The sequence below is a fragment of the Mesorhizobium sp. 10J20-29 genome (genome assembly GCF_054130485.1).
Genome location: NZ_CP199156.1, coordinates 203444 through 218248, shown reverse-complemented (window position 1 = coordinate 218248; position 14805 = coordinate 203444). Strand labels below are relative to the sequence as shown.

Here is a 14805-nt window from a genome sequence, read left to right as displayed (position 1 = left end):
GCGGACCCCGGAGTGGCGCGGGCCGCTAGTTCTGGAACAGCGAGAGCACGCGCTGGGCGTTGCTGTTGGCGATCTGGAGCGCCTGAATGCCAAGCTGCTGCTGGACCTGCAGGGCCTGGAGACGGGTGGACTCCTTGTTCATGTCGGCGTCGACGAGTTGGCCGACACCGCGCTCGATCGAGTCCATCAGGCTGGTCGTGAATTCCTTCTGGAGGTCGATCTGCTTCTTTGCCGCGCCAAGCTTGGTGGCGGCATCGGCGATTTCGGAAAGCGTCTGGTCCGCCACGGTGATCATCTGGGTGACCTGCGCGTCGGTGAAGCCCACAACGGTGAGCGTCGAAACCGAGTAGGCGTCGGTGCCGGCGATCGTGCCGCCCACACCCGCGGTTCCCGTGTCGTCGCGAACGCCGGTCGTCGCGAGGCGAAGGCCCTCGACGATGCCCTTGGTTTCTTCCGTCGTGGCTGCGGCGTCGTAGAGCTTGATCGACTGGACGTCGATCTTGATCTTCGACAGCACCACATTGCCCGCGGCATCGCGGGTGAAGGAGGAAACGATCTCGGCGTCTGCGTGGGTGCCGGCGGAAGGATTGCCTGCGGCAACGGTCGAGTCGACCGACAGCCAGTTGGTGCCTGAGAAGCTGGCCGATTCGGCAAAGCTCTTGAGCTGCTGCTGGAGGGCGGAGATTTCGGACTGGATCTTGTCCTTGTTCTCGGCACTTGCGCCGACCGCGGCGACCAGCTTGACCTTGATTTCGTCGACCCGCTCCATGATCTTGTTCATAGCGGTGTAGGCCGTGTCGACCTTGGAAGCGCCGAGGCCCAGAGCATCCTGGACGACCGAGAGCGCCTTGTTGTCGGATCGCATGGTGGTCGCTATCGACCAGTAGGCTGCGTTGTCCTTCGCTTCCGCGACACGATAGCCGGTGGAGATCCGGCTCTGCGTCGTCTCGAGCGACTTGTTGGTCGCACTGAGCGTCTGAAGCGCCGTCATCGCCGAAGCGTTCGTCATGATGCTTGACACGATTACTCACCCCTCTTTGTGTCGGCAGGCTTGCGCGTGCCGTATCCCGACCAACCAGGCGAAGCGGCATCATGCCTACTGACCGCGCTCGGTCTGCCTGCCTAAGGCATTGGTTAACCATAACTACAGGCGATATGGTTAATGCGGAATTAAAGCCTGCGGGGTGATGCGAGCAAAATTCATTTTTCGTCGATAAACGAAAACGGGCCGCGCTTTCGCGCGGCCCGTGGCTGCGGGGCTGGAGGCCCCGCTCGGAGATCGTTGGTCGCTTAGCGGAAGAGCGACAGGATCGACTGCGAGTTGCCGTTGGCGATCGACAGCGCCTGGATGCCAAGCTGCTGCTGAACCTGCAGGGCCTGGAGGCGGGTCGATTCCTTGTTCATGTCGGCATCGACGAGCTGACCGACGCCGCGCTCGACGGAGTCCATCAGGCTGGTGGTGAAGGTCTTCTGCAGGTCGATGCGGCTCTTGGCGGCGCCGAGGTTGGTCGCAGCCGTCGTCATGTCCTTGAGGGCGCCTTCGACGACACCCAGCATCTGCGTCACCTGCTGGTCGTTGGCAAAAAGCGTGCCATTGGTGAGCGCGAGCGAGGCGACCGTGAAGGTGTTGGCAGCATTATAGGTGCCAAGAGTGGCCGTCGAGGCCGCCGTACGGGCGCCAGCTGCATTGCGCGTGGCGTCAAGGATGCCAGCATTTGCTTCGCTGGTCTGACCCGCGTCGTAGAGCTTGATGTCCTGGACCTTGACGTCGATGGTGCCGAGCGAGACGGAACCGGCGGCGTTGCGGTTGAACGAGGCGACGATCTTGACGTCGTCGAACGTGCCGGCAGCAGACGTACCGGTTGTCGTATCCGTCGCGAGCCAGTTGGCGCCCGAGAAGGTTGCGGCACTGGCATAGCTTTTCAACTGAGACTGAAGGGCCGAGATTTCGATGTTGATCTTGGCCTTGTCGGCATCCGAGGCGCCGTTGGCGGCAACGAGCTTGACCTTGATCTCGTTGACGGTCTCGATCGCCTTGTTCATGCCGGTGTAGGCCGTATCAACCTTGGAAGCGCCCAGTCCGAGCGAATCCTGAACGGTCGACATTGCCTTATAGTCCGAGCGCATGGTTGTTGCGATCGACCAGTAGGCGGCATTGTCGCTGGCGTCGGCGACGCGGTAACCGGTCGAAATGCGCGACTGCGTGATTTCGAGGTTCTTGTTGGTGGAGTTCAGGCTCTGAAGAGCCGTCAACGCCGAAGCGTTGGTCATGATGCTTGCCATGGTACTCGTACCCTCTAAACGACTGTACTCTTTGCATACCGGCTCGACCGGTATGACGGTGCGGCATCATGCCAATGACCTCTCGTCGAGGGATCACCCGCCATCTCTGCGAACTATGCCATTCCACTCCCTGCAAAAGGGATAAGCGGCATGGTTAACAGGGGCTTCCGTTGAGTAAGAACACCCCGTGCGGGGGCCGGATCGCGCCGAAACGAAAAACGGGCCACGCTTTCGCGCGGCCCGTTGAGGCGAGGCTGGAGGCCCGCCGAGTAACGGTCTGTCGCTTAACGGAAGAGCGACAGGATCGACTGCGAGTTGCCGTTGGCGATCGACAGCGCCTGGATGCCAAGCTGCTGCTGAACCTGCAGGGCCTGGAGGCGGGTCGATTCCTTGTTCATGTCGGCATCAACCAGCTGGCCGACGCCGCGCTCGACGGAGTCCATCAGGCTGGTTGTGAAGGTCTTCTGCAGGTCGATACGGCTCTTGGCGGCACCGAGGTTGGTCGCGGCCGTCGTCATGTCCTTCAGAGCGGCTTCGACAACCGTCAGCTGCTGAGAGATCTGTGCATCGCTGTGACCCTTAACCGTGAGCGACGAGACGGTATAGGTGTCACCAGCCACGACTGCGGCACCTCCGGTCGGCACCTGAGCCGTCGCGGAACGAGCGCCGGTCGTGCCGAGGCGCGCTGCGTCCAGGATGCCATCGTTGAGGCCTGTGGCCGTTGCGAAGGCGTCATAGAGCTTGATGTCCTGGACCTTGACGTCAATGGTGCCAAGCGAAACGGAACCGGCGGCGTTGCGGTTGAACGACGCAACGATCTTGACGTCGTCGAACGTGCCGGCAACTGCGTGACCCGAGGTAGTGTCGGTCGAAAGCCAGTTGGCGCCTGAGAAGGTGGCCGAGTCGGCGTAGCTCTTCAGCTGCGACTGGAGCGCCTTGATTTCGATGTCGATCTTTTCCTTGTCGGCTGTGGAGGCGCCGTTGGCGGCAACGAGCTTGACCTTGATCTCGTTGACCGTCTCGATCGCCTTGTTCATGCCGGTGTAGGCGGTGTCGACCTTGGAAGCGCCCAGACCGAGCGAATCCTGCACGGTGGACATGGCCATCTGATCCGAACGCATGGTGGTGGCGATCGACCAGTATGCAGCATTGTCGCTGGCGTCAGCGACGCGGTAGCCGGTCGAGATGCGCGACTGCGTGACTTCAAGGTTCTTGTTGGTGGAATTCAGGCTCTGGAGAGCCGTCAACGCCGAAGCGTTGGTCATGATGCTTGCCATGGTACTCGTACCCTTTACACAACTGTACTCTTTGCATACCGGCTCGACCGGTATGACGGTGCGGCATCATGCCAATGACCACTCAAAGAAAAAGATCACCCGCCATCTGTTTGCACCATGGCACCTCAGTTCCTGCGAAAGGGATAAGCAGCATGGTTAACGCTTTGTCCGGAAAGGATTTTCTCGAGGACGGCCGGATTCTTCAGCGCGGCCCGTATGCAAAAGGGCCGCGCTCTTGCGCGGCCCTTTGAGGCGGGGTCGAGGCCCCGCTCAGAGATCGTTGGTCGCCTAACGGAAGAGCGACAGGATCGACTGCGAGTTGCCGTTGGCGATCGACAGCGCCTGGATGCCGAGCTGCTGCTGAACCTGCAGGGCCTGGAGGCGGGTCGATTCCTTGTTCATGTCGGCATCGACCAACTGGCCGACGCCACGCTCGACCGAATCCATCAGGCTGGTGGTGAAGGCCTTCTGCAGCTCGATGCGGCTCTTGGCGGCGCCGAGGTTTGTGGCGGCCGTCGTCATCTCCTTCAACGCGCCCTCAACTTTCCCCAGCATGCCGGTGATAAAGCCATCGGTGATGCCAGGAGCGGTGATGTCGAGATTGTAAACGGAAATGCCCGTTACCTCGCCCGCTGCACCGTCTGCGGTGTGTGCAGCCGTGTCCGCCGCCAGATCGGCAGCGCCGTCTTCGTCGCCAGCAGCCAAACGGGTCGCATAGGTCGTGTCATAGGCTGACTGGGCGGCGGTGGAATTCCAGATCCGGGTAGTCCGGTCGAGGGTACCCTGGTTCTTAACCTCGCCAACGGCGCCATTGTCGAACAGCTTGATGCCCTCGACCTTTATGTCGATCGTGCCGAGTGAAACCGAACCGGCGGCATTGCGGTTGAACGAAGCGACGACCTTGACGTCCTGCTGTACGGCATCGTCGGTGCCTGCGGCTGCCCCGGCTGCCGTCTTGTCGGATGTTACCGACAACCAGTTCGCGCCCGAGAAGGTCGCAGCGTCGGCGTAGCTCTTCAGCTGGCCCTGCAGCGCGTCGATCTCGATCTGATATTTCTGCTTGTCGGCTGCCGAGGCACCGTTGGCCGCGACGAGCTTGACCTTGATCTCGTTGACCGTCTCGATCGCCTTGTTCATGCCCGTGTAGGCGGTGTCGACCTTGGAAGCGCCAAGACCGAGCGAATCCTGAACCGTAGACATCGCCATCTGGTCCGAACGCATCGTGGTCGCGATCGACCAGTAGGCGGCATTGTCGCTGGCGTCGGCGACGCGGTAGCCGGTCGAGATGCGCGACTGCGTGACTTCAAGGTTCTTGTTGGTGGAATTCAGACTCTGAAGAGCCGTCAACGCCGAGGCGTTGGTCATAATACTCGCCATGATACTCGTACCCGGAACTCAGGGAAGTTTGCATACCGGCTCGCCGGTATGACGGTACGGCATCATGCCAATGACCACTGAATTCGGATCAACCCGCCATAGCCTGCAACCGTGTCACCCACTCCCTGCGAAATGGATAAGGAGCATGGTTAACGCTTTGCCATGAAAGGATTTTCTCGATTAACGGACGGATTCTCAATGCGGCTTGCAAAATGCAAACGGGCCGCGCCAAGGCGCGACCCGTTTCACTTGTCCGACTGGCGAGTTGGCTAGCCCCTGAACAGCGACAGGATCGACTGCGAGTTGCCGTTGGCGATCGACAGCGCCTGGATGCCGAGCTGCTGCTGAACCTGCAGGGCCTGGAGGCGGGTCGATTCCTTGTTCATGTCGGCATCGACGAGCTGACCGACACCGCGCTCGACGGAGTCCATCAGGCTGGTGGTGAAGGTCTTCTGCAGATCGATGCGGCTCTTGGCGGCGCCAAGGTTGGTCGCAGCCGTCGTCATCTCCTTCAACCCGACTTCCACCTTGGCAATCATGCTTGTGATGAAGTTGTCGTTGACGCCCACCGCAGTTATGTCGAGGTTGTAGACCGATACGCCTGCAATTGCCGTAGCCGTGCCGTCCGCGGTGCCCGCGGCAGTGGCCGCGGCCGTGTCGGCAGCGCCGTCATCATCGCCTGCAGCCAGGCGCGTGGCATAGGTCGTATCATAGGCGGATTGTGCGGCCGTCGAGCTCCAGACCTGGGTGGTCCGGTCGAGAATGCCCTGGTTCTTGACCTCGCCGACGACGCCATTGTCGAACAGCTTGAGGCCCTCGACCTTAACGTCGATGGTGCCGAGCGATATGGAGCCAGTGGCCGAGCGGTTGAAGGCAGCGACGATCTTGACGTCCTGCTGGACGGCGTCGTCGGTGCCGGCCGCCGCGCCCGCAGCGGTCTTGTCGGAAGTGACTGCCAGCCAGTTGGCGCCCGAGAAGGTCGACGAGTCGGCGTAGCTCTTCAGCTGGCCCTGCAGCGACTTGATCTCGGTCTGGATCTTGGCCTTGTCGGAATCGGAGGAACCGACGGCGGCGACGAGCTTGACCTTCAGTTCGTTGATGGTCTCGATCGCCTTGTTCATGCCCGTGTAGGCGGTGTCGACCTTGGAAGCACCGAGGCCGAGCGAGTCCTGAACGGTGGACATCGCCTTGTGGTCGGAACGCATGGTGGTGGCGATCGACCAATAGGCGGCATTGTCGCTTGCATCGGCCACACGGTAGCCTGTGGAAATGCGCGACTGCGTGACCTCGAGGTTCTTGTTGGTGGAATTCAGGCTCTGAAGAGCCGTCAACGCCGCGGCGTTGGTCATGATACTCGCCATGTTACAGGTACCCAGTACTCAGGAAATTGTTTGCATCCGGCTCGACCGGTATGACGGTAAGACATCATGCCCATGACCGAGAAAGCCCGGTCACCCGTCATAGTTAACGGTTTGACTATGCCATCCGGGATGCTGCGAATTGGCTAACAAACGTAGTTAACAAAATCTAATTTGAATAAAATCTGCGCGTTCAGTTGAACGAACGGACGAGGCTTCCGACGAGCAGGTTCCAGCCGTCGATCAGGACGAAGAACAGGATCTTGAAGGGCAGCGACACAACGGTCGGCGGCAGCATCATCATGCCCATTGCCATCGTGATGGTGGCGACGATGAGATCGATCACCAGGAAGGGCAGGACGATCAGGAACCCGATCTCGAAACCGCGCCGGATCTCGGAGATCATGAAGGCGGGAACGAGCACCCTGAGGTCGACGGTGTCGCGGGCAACCGTCTCGCCACGCTCGGTCGCGAGATCGGCGAAAAGGTCGAAATCCTTGTCGCGGACATTCTTGACCATGAAGACGCGGAACGGATCGGAGATCCGCTCGAAGGCCTCGACTTCGGTGATCTGCTTGTCCATCAAAGGGCGAACGCCATTGTTCCAGGCCTGATCGAAAGTCGGTGCCATGACATAGAAGGTCATGAACAGGGACAGGCTGATCAGGATCATGTTGGCGGGCGTCGTCTGCAGGCCGATGCCGGCGCGCAGGATGGAAAAGGCGATGACGAAGCGGGTGAAGCTCGTCACCATGATCAGCAGGCCCGGCGCAACCGACAGGATCGTCAGGACGCCGAACATCTGGATGATGTAGCCGATCGTCGTGCCGTCGGCCTGGCCGATGGCTCCGAGGTCGAGCTGCTGCGCGAAAGCCGCGACCACGGTCGCGGGCAGGATCAGGAGTGCTAGGCCGAGGCGCTTCATTCGAAAAGCAGGGTCCTGATCAAGAGTCCCTTGACGTGGCCGTCGCTGCGGATCGACGCCCGCTCCTCGAGATCCGCCTTCAGGTGGCGGAAGCCGCTGGCTCCCTCGACCTGGTAAAGCTTGACGGTCCTGAGATAGGCCAGGAGGTCCTGCTGGATGATGCCGGCGAGTTCGGGGGCCTGCGGCGCGTCGAGTACGATCGAGGCTTCCATGCGCACCCACACGTCGGTAGGGGCGCCGATATTGGTGGTAATGGCTTCGAGCGGGATGACCGTGTCGCTTACCGGCGCCTCGCCATGGCCGTCCTTGGCTTCGCCTTGGGCGTTCGCCTTTTCCCCGTGTCCGGCGGCCGGCGCGTGGCCGTCAGACCCCGAGCCGCCGCTGGTCAGCATGCCGCCCGAAACCCAGCCCATGCCGGCGGCCGCCGCCGTCAGGAAAAGCAGAGCGCCGAGCTGGACGACGATCGACGGTCCCATCTTCTGGGGGACCTCGTCGGCCGCGCCGGCCGCTGCTTCGGCTGCCGCCGCCATCAGAAGGGCAACAACCGGTCGAGCACCTGCTGACCGTAAGGCGGCTGCTGCACCTCGGTCAGCCGGCCGCGTCCACCGTAGGAAATACGGGCCTCGGCAATGCGCTCGTAGGAGATCGTGTTTTCCGGTCCGATGTCGTAGGGCCGCACGATACCGCCGATCGTCAGGATGCGCAGTTCCGCGTTGACGCGCACTTCCTGCGTTCCCTTGATGATGAGATTGCCGTTGGGCAGCACTTCGACGACAACCGCCGCGACCATCAGCTCGAGATTTTCCGAACGCGACGTCGCGCCGTCACCGGCCGTCGACGTCTTGGAGCCGATGGTGCCGTCAGCGGTGCCGCTGGAGCCGACGCCATCCCAGTCGAAGGCGAGGTCGCCGCCGAGCGAACGGTCGGCAGTGCGGCTGCGCTGCGATTCATTCTTGAACTTGGCGCGATCGTTGATCTTGATGCGCACGGTGAGAATGTCGCCCGGCGACAGCGCGCGCGGGTCGGTAAAGAGTCGGCTCTGGCGGTCGTTCCACAGCGAGAAGCGCTTGACCGGCGGTGACGGGTAGGCGTCGTAGCTTGCGTTCTGGGCCGGCGGCGCGGTGTCGAGTCCGGATCCGACCGGCGACAGGGCCGGCTCCTGGCCGATCTCCTTGAAGACGCCAGAGGCGCAGCCCGAAAGCAGAAGCGTCGCGGCGACGAGGATACCGGTACGCTTCATGTCGGGTCGTTTCTGCGCGCTGCGCTTGCCATCACGCCGGTCAGCATCGCTGCCGCTTTGCGTTCCATTTCGTTGAGGATCACGCCGGCCTTGCGGGCGTCGAGCTTCATCAGAATGCCGGCTGCCAGCGTGGCATCGAGTTCGGCCAGGCGTTCGGCGGCAGCGTCGGGGCGCATGCCGCCATAGATCTTGACGACGCCGTCCTCGGCCTGGGCGAGAAATTCCTCGCGGCGCTTCAGCCAGTCTTCGTATTCGGCACGCTTTTCCTCGAGCACCTTGATGCGCTTGTCGACCTCCTGCTGGAGGGCGAGCAGCTCCTTGGTCTGCAGCACATAGCGACGGTCGCGCGCTGCATCTGCGATGTTGGAGCAGAAGCGCTCGATCTCGGTGCCGGTCTTGGGGGACTCGAATATCTGGCGAACAGGCGCGGGCTCCGGCGCGGCAGCCTCGTGCGCCGGCGCTTCGGCATGGCTCGCCGATTCGGTCGCCGCCGGGCCGGCGAGGGCGAAAAGAGCGGCGATCGCGATAGCGAGAGTCGCGCCTGCGCCGGCTGCGGTCCTGGTCGGGTTGGATGAGGAGAACAACATGGGCGGCCTCTATTGCATGACCAGTTCGGCCTGCATGGCGCCGGCCGACTTGATGCCCTGGAGGATGGCGATGATGCCGTCCGGCTTGACGCCCAGCCGATTCAGGCCCGAGACGAGTGTTTCGAGATTGGGTCCGTCCAGTACGGCGACCTTGGCGTCGGGCTGGGTGGCCTCGATGGCTGTGTAGGGCTCGACCGCGGTTTCGCCGCGCGAGAAGGGCTCGGGCTGGACAATACGCGGCGCCTCGGTAACGCGCACCGTGAGCGCGCCATGGCTGACGGCGACGCGCGAGATGCGGACGTCGTTGCCGATGACGATCGTGCCGGTGCGCTCGTCGACGACGACGCGGGCAGGCGCGTCCGATTCCACCGCGAGGTTCTCTATCTCGGCATAGAAGCGCGCGGCCGAGATGGTCTTCGGCTTCTGAATGACGATCGTGCGCGAGTCCTGTTCCTGGGCGACGCGGGCGCCGAAGCGAACGCCGGCATAGGTGTTGATGGCGTCGGCGACCCTGACGGCCGTCGAGAAGTCGGCATTCCTCAGCTGCAGCACCATCGTCGACTGGTTGGCGAAGCTGGCATCGACCTGGCGCTCGATGATGGCGCCGTTGGGGATGCGCCCGGCGGTCGGCACGCCCTGGCTGAGCTGTTCGGCCGCGCCTTGCGCGTTGAAACCGGAGATGACCGGACCCTGGGCGACGGCGTAGATCTCGCCGTCGGCGGCTTTCATGGGTGTCATCACCAAGGTGCCGCCGGAGATGGAGGAGGCGTCACCAAGCGAGGAGATGGTGACGTCGATGCGTGCGCCCGACTGGACGAAGGGCGGCATGTTGGCGGTGACGATGACGGCGGCGACATTCTTGGAACGCGCCCGGCCGCCTTCGCTGGCGATGCCGAGGTTTTCCAGCATGGCCCGCATCGACTGCTCGGTGAAGGGAGAGTTGCGCAGGCTGTCGCCGCTGCCCTGAAGGCCGATGACGAGACCGTAGCCGACAAGCTGATTGTCGCGCGCGCTCTGCAACTGGGCGATGTCCTTGATGCGCGCGACGGTACCGCCATTTGAGGGCAGATTGCTGTCGCCCAGCGTGTAGCGGACCAGCTGGCCGGAAGCACCTTCCTGGCCAATGGGAACGCCATCGGCATGCGCCGGAAACTGCGAAAGGCCGCCCTGCGGCGGCATCTGGATTTCCATGTCGGCGGCCCATCCCGTGTTAGGAAGGATGGAGAGGGCTCCGCAGAACATGAGCACGGCAAGCCTGTTCATGAAGCGCTGACCCTGATTGAGCCGTCGGCCATGACGGTGCCGGTCAGCACCTTGCCGCTATCGACATTGCGCACCTTGACGAAGTCGCCTGCAGCACCCGGCTGCAGCGTGATTGCGGCGGCCGAGATGGTCAGTCCGCCCGAAACGAAGATCATCTGGACAGAGGCACCGCGTTCGACGACCCAGGGCTCGCGAATTCCATTCGCCTGGATGTAGCGGCCGGGCAGCAGCGTCCGGACGGCGATCTTGCCGTCGAGCTCGATCGGAGCGATGGCGACGGCCGGCGGGATGATCTTGCCGGGCTTCAGCGTGACTTCCTTGAGGGCGTCCATGGTGATGGTTTCGCCAGGATAGATAACGCGGTTGGGAATAAAGACGATCTCCTGCGCCATAGCTGCGCCGGCCCACGCCGCCATGGCGATGGCGGTGACCAGTGCAAGCTTGCAGATCGAGCGCCAGACCATCGTCGTCACCTGATGTTCTTGGAGACGACCGCAGCCATTTCGTCGGCGGCCTGGATGACCTTGGAGTTCATTTCATAGGCGCGCTGGGCCGAGATCAGTTCGGTGATTTCCTTGACCGGATCGACGTTCGAGTTCTCGAGGTAGCCCTGCTCGATGGTGGCGTAACCGAGGTCGCCAGGGACGCCGACATTGGCAGCGCCGGAAGCCGCGGTCTCCTGAAAGAGGTTGTCCCCGAGTGGCGCAAGGCCAGCCTCGTTGGCGAAGGAGGCAAGCGTCAGCTGACCGAGTTCCTGCAGCTCGATCTGGCCGTCAAGCCGGGCAAAGACCTGGCCCGACTTGTTGACGATGACTTCGAGTGCGTCGGCCGGAACGGTGATCGCCGGGCTGACGGTGAAGCCGTCGACCGTGACGAGCTGGCCGGTGGCATTGGTGTTGAAGGCGCCGGAGCGCGTGTAGAGCGTCTGGCCGTCCGGTCCCTCGATCTGGAACCAGCCATTGCCGGTCAGCGCGAGGTCGAGATTGTTGCCGGTGCTGGTGAGGCCGCCCTGGATGTGGACATTGCGCACGGCCGCCGTCTTGACGCCGAGGCCGATCGAGACGCCTTCCGGCACGATGCTTGAATTGGCGCGGCTTGGAACGCCCTGCATGCGATCGACCTGATAGAGAAGGTCGGAGAATTCGGCGCGGGCCCGCTTGAAGCCCGTGGTGTTGATGTTGGCGATGTTGTTGGCGATGACCTCAAGATTGGTCTGCTGGGCGTTCATGCCGGTGGCGGCAATGGCGAGTGCTTTCATCTTATCGGTCCCTTCAGATCGCCATCCGGCTGATTTCCATGTAGGCGCTGATGATCTTGTCGCGGATGGCGACGGCCGCCTGCAGTGACTGTTCCGCGCTCATCACCGCATCGGCGACTTCGCGGGGATCGGCATCGCCCTGCAAAGCCTTGATGGAAACATGCTCGGCATTATTCATTGTCTCGACCGTGCGCGACGCCATGTCGGAAAGAACCGAAGCGAAGGAGGCCGTCGGGCTGGCACCCGCGGCGGCACCGGCGATATTGCTGCCGGAGGCGCCCGAGGCGCCGCCGATCGACTTGAAGTCTAACGCTCCGACTGCACCGATCATTACTGGCCTCGCATCAGGTCTATGGTCATCGAGATCAGGTCACGAGCCTGCTTGATGACCTGGAGATTGGCCTCGTAGGACCGATTGGCCTCGCTCATGTCCGCCATTTCGAGCAGCACGTTCACGTTTGGCATCTTGACGTAGCCGCGCTCGTCGGCGGCCTGGTGGCCGGGCATGAATTCAATCGGAAAGTCGGTGCGGTCACGATCGATGGAGCCGACTTCGACCAGCGAACCACCGCTGGCGCGATCGAGCTCCGCGGCGAAGGTGATGGTCTTGCGGCGGTAGGGATCGGAACCAGGTACGTCGCCCGTCGACTGGGCATTGGCAAGGTTCTCGGAGACGACGCGGAGGCGCTCGGACTGCGCGCTGAGACCGGAAGAGGCGACCTTGAGGGCTGTGGCTAGCGGATCCATGGTCAGCTCTTCGAGCTCAGCATGATCATGCGGTGAAACGCCTTGACGATGGCCGTGTTGAGCTCGAAGTCACGGCGGATCTCGCCGGCCTTCAGCATCTCGTTTTCGAGTACCACGGTGTTCTTGGAAGGCAGCATGGACTCGTTGGCATCTTCCTGGCGCAGCGAAAAACCGGATTCTGTCGTGCGGCCCATGATGTGGCCGACCTGGGTTGCCGCCAGAGTGACAGAGCTCTTGTCCAGCACCTTCTCGAACGGCTCGACGTCAACCGTCCCGTAACCGGGCGTATTGGCGTTCGCTACGTTGCCGGCAACGGCAGACTGGCGCACGGCAAGCCAGCGCGACTGCTGTGCAGCAAGTTGGAAAAGGTTGACAGGCTCCATGACAATCTCCGGGCAGTGCCCAGAAGATAGGAGACCAGTCTTGCGTGGGCCTTGCGTGGATTACTGCGCGAGGTCGATGACCAGTCCCGCGTCGGTCACCAGCTTCCAGTGTCCGTCGCTTTCCTCGATCGATTCGACGCGGGTGGAATCGGGCAGCAGCGAGCCGCGCTGGACGACAAACAGTCCGCTGCCGTCCTCGATCAGGGCGCGTCCGTTGGCGACGTGGACCAGCCGGAAGTCAACCGGCAGCGGAGGAAATGGCTGGGCGGTCAGGCCGGGCGTGCCGTGCTCGTCCTCTTCGGCATCCTTGGTCGCCGTGCCGGTCGCGAGGAGGTCGAGCTCCATCGGCGGGATTTCGACGGCCGCCACTGGTGCGCCGATGCGCTGCGGCTGCGAACCCAGCAGGATCGGGCCGCTCTCGCCCTCACTGCCCTCGAACCGCATGGCGCGCACGCCAAAATCGTCCTGGTTGAAGAAGATGTACCAGGGAAACAGGGCGCAGATCAGGCCGAGCGTGATGCCGAGGGCCGCTACTGTCAGGTCGCTGCGGCGGTCGCGCTTCGAGGGGGTCGGCTCGGCGGTGAAGGGCACGCGCACGCGCTGGCGCCGAAATGGACCGAAGATGCCGCGGCGCACCGGTTCAGGTTCCCCGAGCGCTATGCGCCGGTTCTTCTCGACCAGAGCCTTCATGCGCCTTTCAGCCCGGTTGAACAGCATTCTGCTTGTCCCTGTTTTTCAGATGGCGGGCGAGATCGGCGAAGGCGTCGGCCGAAGGCTTGTCGCGCGGCGTCTGCGTCATCGCCTCGTAAATCAGCGGGACCTGCCGGACGGCAGCGTCGAGGTCCGGATCGGCGCCGGCCTGGTAGGCGCCGAGCAGGCGGATATCGCGGGTGTCTTCGTAGCGGGAAATCATCGCCTTCAACTGCGTCACCAGCTTGCGCTGGTCTTCGCTCCAGGCCTTGGAGGCGAGGCGCGAGATCGACGCCAGCGGGTTGACCGGGGGATAGCGGCCCTGCTCGGCAATGGTTCGGTCGAGCACCACGTGGCCGTCGAGGATGCCGCGCACGGAATCGGCGACCGGGTCGTTGTGGTCGTCGCCGTCGATGAGCACCGAAATGATCGCTGTGACAGATCCCGTCGCGCCCTCGGTGCCGGGCCCGGCGCGCTCGAGCAGCTTGGGCAGGTCGGTAAAGACGGAGGCCGGGTAGCCGCGCGCGACCGGCGGCTCACCGGTGCCGGTGGCGACTTCGCGCAGCGCATGGGCGAAGCGGGTGATGGAATCGAGAACCAGCAGGACGCGGTCGCCCTTCATGCTGAAATGCTCGGCGACGCGCATGGCTGTGTCGGGCGCGCGCTTGCGCATCATGGCGCTCTCGTCGCTTGTCGAGACGACGGCGACGGTCTTGGCCATGCAGGCGGGACCGATGGTGTCCTCCAGGAATTCACGCACCTCGCGGCCGCGCTCGCCAACCAGCGCGACGACAACGGTGTCGAAGGCCTCGGCGCTGGCGAGCATGGCGAGAAGCGTCGACTTGCCGACGCCGGAGCCGGCGAAAATGCCCAGCCGCTGGCCGAAGCAGATTGGCGTGAAGACATCGATGACCCTGACGCCGGTCGGAAAGGACGAGCCGACGCGCTGGCGGGCGAGGGCGGAAGGCTGTGTCGCCCTCGCGGCGTCGAGCGGATCGCCCTGCGGCAAGGGAGGCCCGCCGTCGATCGGCCGCGCGAGGGCGTCGATGGCGCGGCCGCGCCATCCGGCATGCGGCAGGACGCTGAAGGGACCAAGGTTGAAGACCGGGTCGGAGACGCCGGCGTCGCCCGCGCGCTCATAGGGAGCGACGAGAACCTCGCCGGGCGAGATCTGAACGATCTCGCCGTGCCGGATGCCGGCGTGGCTGCGGTGTTCGACCATGTCGCCCAGGCGGGCAACGCTCGAAATGCCGCGCACCCGGTAGTGCGTCGGCGAGACCTCGGTGATGCGGCCGCCGCGCCGGACCAGCGTCCGGTCCTCGACGATGCGGCGCCAGGCGCGGTCGAGCGCCTCGAGCGGATTGTCCTGCGGCCTGGAGGGCGCAAAGGCCGCGGTGGGCAGGGTAATCGTCATCGC

At 63.4% G+C, this 14805-nt stretch carries 17 protein-coding genes; all 17 read right to left on the bottom strand.

Going from position 1 to position 14805, the window contains the following annotated elements; genetic code table 11:
- Positions 1-25: 25 nt before the first annotated feature.
- On the bottom strand, positions 26-1021 hold the full coding sequence (locus ACT2BZ_RS01090) for a flagellin N-terminal helical domain-containing protein (RefSeq protein ID WP_457938663.1): 996 nt from the start codon (positions 1019-1021) through the stop codon (positions 26-28).
- Between the two features lie 269 nt (positions 1022-1290).
- Positions 1291-2283 (bottom strand): flagellin N-terminal helical domain-containing protein, encoded by a 993-nt coding sequence (locus ACT2BZ_RS01085; protein ID WP_457938661.1) that lies wholly within the window; start codon positions 2281-2283, stop codon positions 1291-1293.
- A 284-nt stretch (positions 2284-2567) separates the two neighbouring features.
- On the bottom strand, positions 2568-3560 hold the full coding sequence (locus ACT2BZ_RS01080; protein WP_457938660.1) for a flagellin N-terminal helical domain-containing protein: 993 nt from the start codon (positions 3558-3560) through the stop codon (positions 2568-2570).
- Between the two features lie 288 nt (positions 3561-3848).
- Positions 3849-4937: a flagellin N-terminal helical domain-containing protein gene (locus tag ACT2BZ_RS01075; RefSeq protein WP_457938659.1), complete on the bottom strand. Its 1089-nt coding sequence runs from the start codon at positions 4935-4937 to the stop codon at positions 3849-3851.
- A gap of 269 nt (positions 4938-5206) precedes the next feature.
- A complete protein-coding gene (locus ACT2BZ_RS01070; RefSeq protein ID WP_457938658.1) occupies positions 5207-6298 on the bottom strand; it encodes a flagellin N-terminal helical domain-containing protein in 1092 nt (363 codons plus the stop codon).
- A gap of 190 nt (positions 6299-6488) precedes the next feature.
- Positions 6489-7220, bottom strand: a complete 732-nt coding sequence (gene fliP / locus ACT2BZ_RS01065; protein ID WP_457938657.1) for a flagellar type III secretion system pore protein FliP — start codon at positions 7218-7220, stop codon at positions 6489-6491.
- Positions 7217-7750 (bottom strand): flagellar basal body-associated FliL family protein, encoded by a 534-nt coding sequence (locus tag ACT2BZ_RS01060; protein ID WP_457938655.1) that lies wholly within the window; start codon positions 7748-7750, stop codon positions 7217-7219. The genes fliP and ACT2BZ_RS01060 overlap by 4 nt, the downstream gene beginning before the upstream one ends.
- Complete coding sequence (flgH, locus tag ACT2BZ_RS01055; protein ID WP_457938654.1) at positions 7750-8460, bottom strand: flagellar basal body L-ring protein FlgH; 711 nt, start codon at positions 8458-8460, stop codon at positions 7750-7752. Before flgH ends, ACT2BZ_RS01060 begins: the two co-directional genes overlap by 1 nt.
- Positions 8457-9047, bottom strand: coding sequence for a MotE family protein (locus tag ACT2BZ_RS01050; protein WP_457938653.1), 591 nt, complete (start codon positions 9045-9047; stop codon positions 8457-8459). The genes flgH and ACT2BZ_RS01050 overlap by 4 nt, the downstream gene beginning before the upstream one ends.
- A gap of 9 nt (positions 9048-9056) precedes the next feature.
- Positions 9057-10310, bottom strand: a complete 1254-nt coding sequence (locus ACT2BZ_RS01045) for a flagellar basal body P-ring protein FlgI (RefSeq protein WP_457938652.1) — start codon at positions 10308-10310, stop codon at positions 9057-9059.
- Complete coding sequence (flgA, locus tag ACT2BZ_RS01040; protein ID WP_457941441.1) at positions 10307-10774, bottom strand: flagellar basal body P-ring formation chaperone FlgA; 468 nt, start codon at positions 10772-10774, stop codon at positions 10307-10309. The genes ACT2BZ_RS01045 and flgA overlap by 4 nt, the downstream gene beginning before the upstream one ends.
- Positions 10775-10779: 5 nt before the next feature.
- Positions 10780-11568, bottom strand: coding sequence for a flagellar basal-body rod protein FlgG (gene flgG, locus ACT2BZ_RS01035; protein ID WP_457938650.1), 789 nt, complete (start codon positions 11566-11568; stop codon positions 10780-10782).
- A 13-nt stretch (positions 11569-11581) separates the two neighbouring features.
- Entirely contained in the window at positions 11582-11899 is a 318-nt protein-coding gene (locus tag ACT2BZ_RS01030) for a flagellar hook-basal body complex protein FliE (RefSeq protein WP_457938648.1), read from the bottom strand.
- Positions 11899-12315, bottom strand: coding sequence for a flagellar basal body rod protein FlgC (gene flgC / locus ACT2BZ_RS01025; RefSeq protein WP_457938646.1), 417 nt, complete (start codon positions 12313-12315; stop codon positions 11899-11901). The genes ACT2BZ_RS01030 and flgC overlap by 1 nt, the downstream gene beginning before the upstream one ends.
- A 2-nt stretch (positions 12316-12317) precedes the next feature.
- Positions 12318-12698, bottom strand: coding sequence for a flagellar basal body rod protein FlgB (flgB, locus tag ACT2BZ_RS01020; protein ID WP_457938645.1), 381 nt, complete (start codon positions 12696-12698; stop codon positions 12318-12320).
- Between the two features lie 60 nt (positions 12699-12758).
- Positions 12759-13415, bottom strand: a complete 657-nt coding sequence (locus tag ACT2BZ_RS01015) for a hypothetical protein (RefSeq protein WP_457938643.1) — start codon at positions 13413-13415, stop codon at positions 12759-12761.
- On the bottom strand, positions 13396-14802 hold the full coding sequence (gene fliI / locus ACT2BZ_RS01010; protein ID WP_457938641.1) for a flagellar protein export ATPase FliI: 1407 nt from the start codon (positions 14800-14802) through the stop codon (positions 13396-13398). The genes ACT2BZ_RS01015 and fliI overlap by 20 nt, the downstream gene beginning before the upstream one ends.
- Between the last annotated feature and the right edge of the window lie 3 nt (positions 14803-14805).

Coding starts and splice junctions, on each gene's coding strand:
- ACT2BZ_RS01085 (WP_457938661.1), bottom strand. CDS start 2,283: ATGGCAAGCATCATGACCAACGCTTCGGCGTTGACGGCTCTTCAGAGC.
- ACT2BZ_RS01080 (WP_457938660.1), bottom strand. CDS start 3,560: ATGGCAAGCATCATGACCAACGCTTCGGCGTTGACGGCTCTCCAGAGC.
- ACT2BZ_RS01075 (WP_457938659.1), bottom strand. CDS start 4,937: ATGGCGAGTATTATGACCAACGCCTCGGCGTTGACGGCTCTTCAGAGT.
- ACT2BZ_RS01070 (WP_457938658.1), bottom strand. CDS start 6,298: ATGGCGAGTATCATGACCAACGCCGCGGCGTTGACGGCTCTTCAGAGC.
- fliP (WP_457938657.1), bottom strand. CDS start 7,220: ATGAAGCGCCTCGGCCTAGCACTCCTGATCCTGCCCGCGACCGTGGTC.
- ACT2BZ_RS01060 (WP_457938655.1), bottom strand. CDS start 7,750: ATGGCGGCGGCAGCCGAAGCAGCGGCCGGCGCGGCCGACGAGGTCCCC.
- flgH (WP_457938654.1), bottom strand. CDS start 8,460: ATGAAGCGTACCGGTATCCTCGTCGCCGCGACGCTTCTGCTTTCGGGC.
- ACT2BZ_RS01050 (WP_457938653.1), bottom strand. CDS start 9,047: ATGTTGTTCTCCTCATCCAACCCGACCAGGACCGCAGCCGGCGCAGGC.
- ACT2BZ_RS01045 (WP_457938652.1), bottom strand. CDS start 10,310: ATGAACAGGCTTGCCGTGCTCATGTTCTGCGGAGCCCTCTCCATCCTT.
- flgA (WP_457941441.1), bottom strand. CDS start 10,774: ATGGTCTGGCGCTCGATCTGCAAGCTTGCACTGGTCACCGCCATCGCC.
- flgG (WP_457938650.1), bottom strand. CDS start 11,568: ATGAAAGCACTCGCCATTGCCGCCACCGGCATGAACGCCCAGCAGACC.
- ACT2BZ_RS01030 (WP_457938648.1), bottom strand. CDS start 11,899: ATGATCGGTGCAGTCGGAGCGTTAGACTTCAAGTCGATCGGCGGCGCC.
- flgC (WP_457938646.1), bottom strand. CDS start 12,315: ATGGATCCGCTAGCCACAGCCCTCAAGGTCGCCTCTTCCGGTCTCAGC.
- flgB (WP_457938645.1), bottom strand. CDS start 12,698: ATGGAGCCTGTCAACCTTTTCCAACTTGCTGCACAGCAGTCGCGCTGG.
- ACT2BZ_RS01015 (WP_457938643.1), bottom strand. CDS start 13,415: ATGCTGTTCAACCGGGCTGAAAGGCGCATGAAGGCTCTGGTCGAGAAG.
- fliI (WP_457938641.1), bottom strand. CDS start 14,802: ATGACGATTACCCTGCCCACCGCGGCCTTTGCGCCCTCCAGGCCGCAG.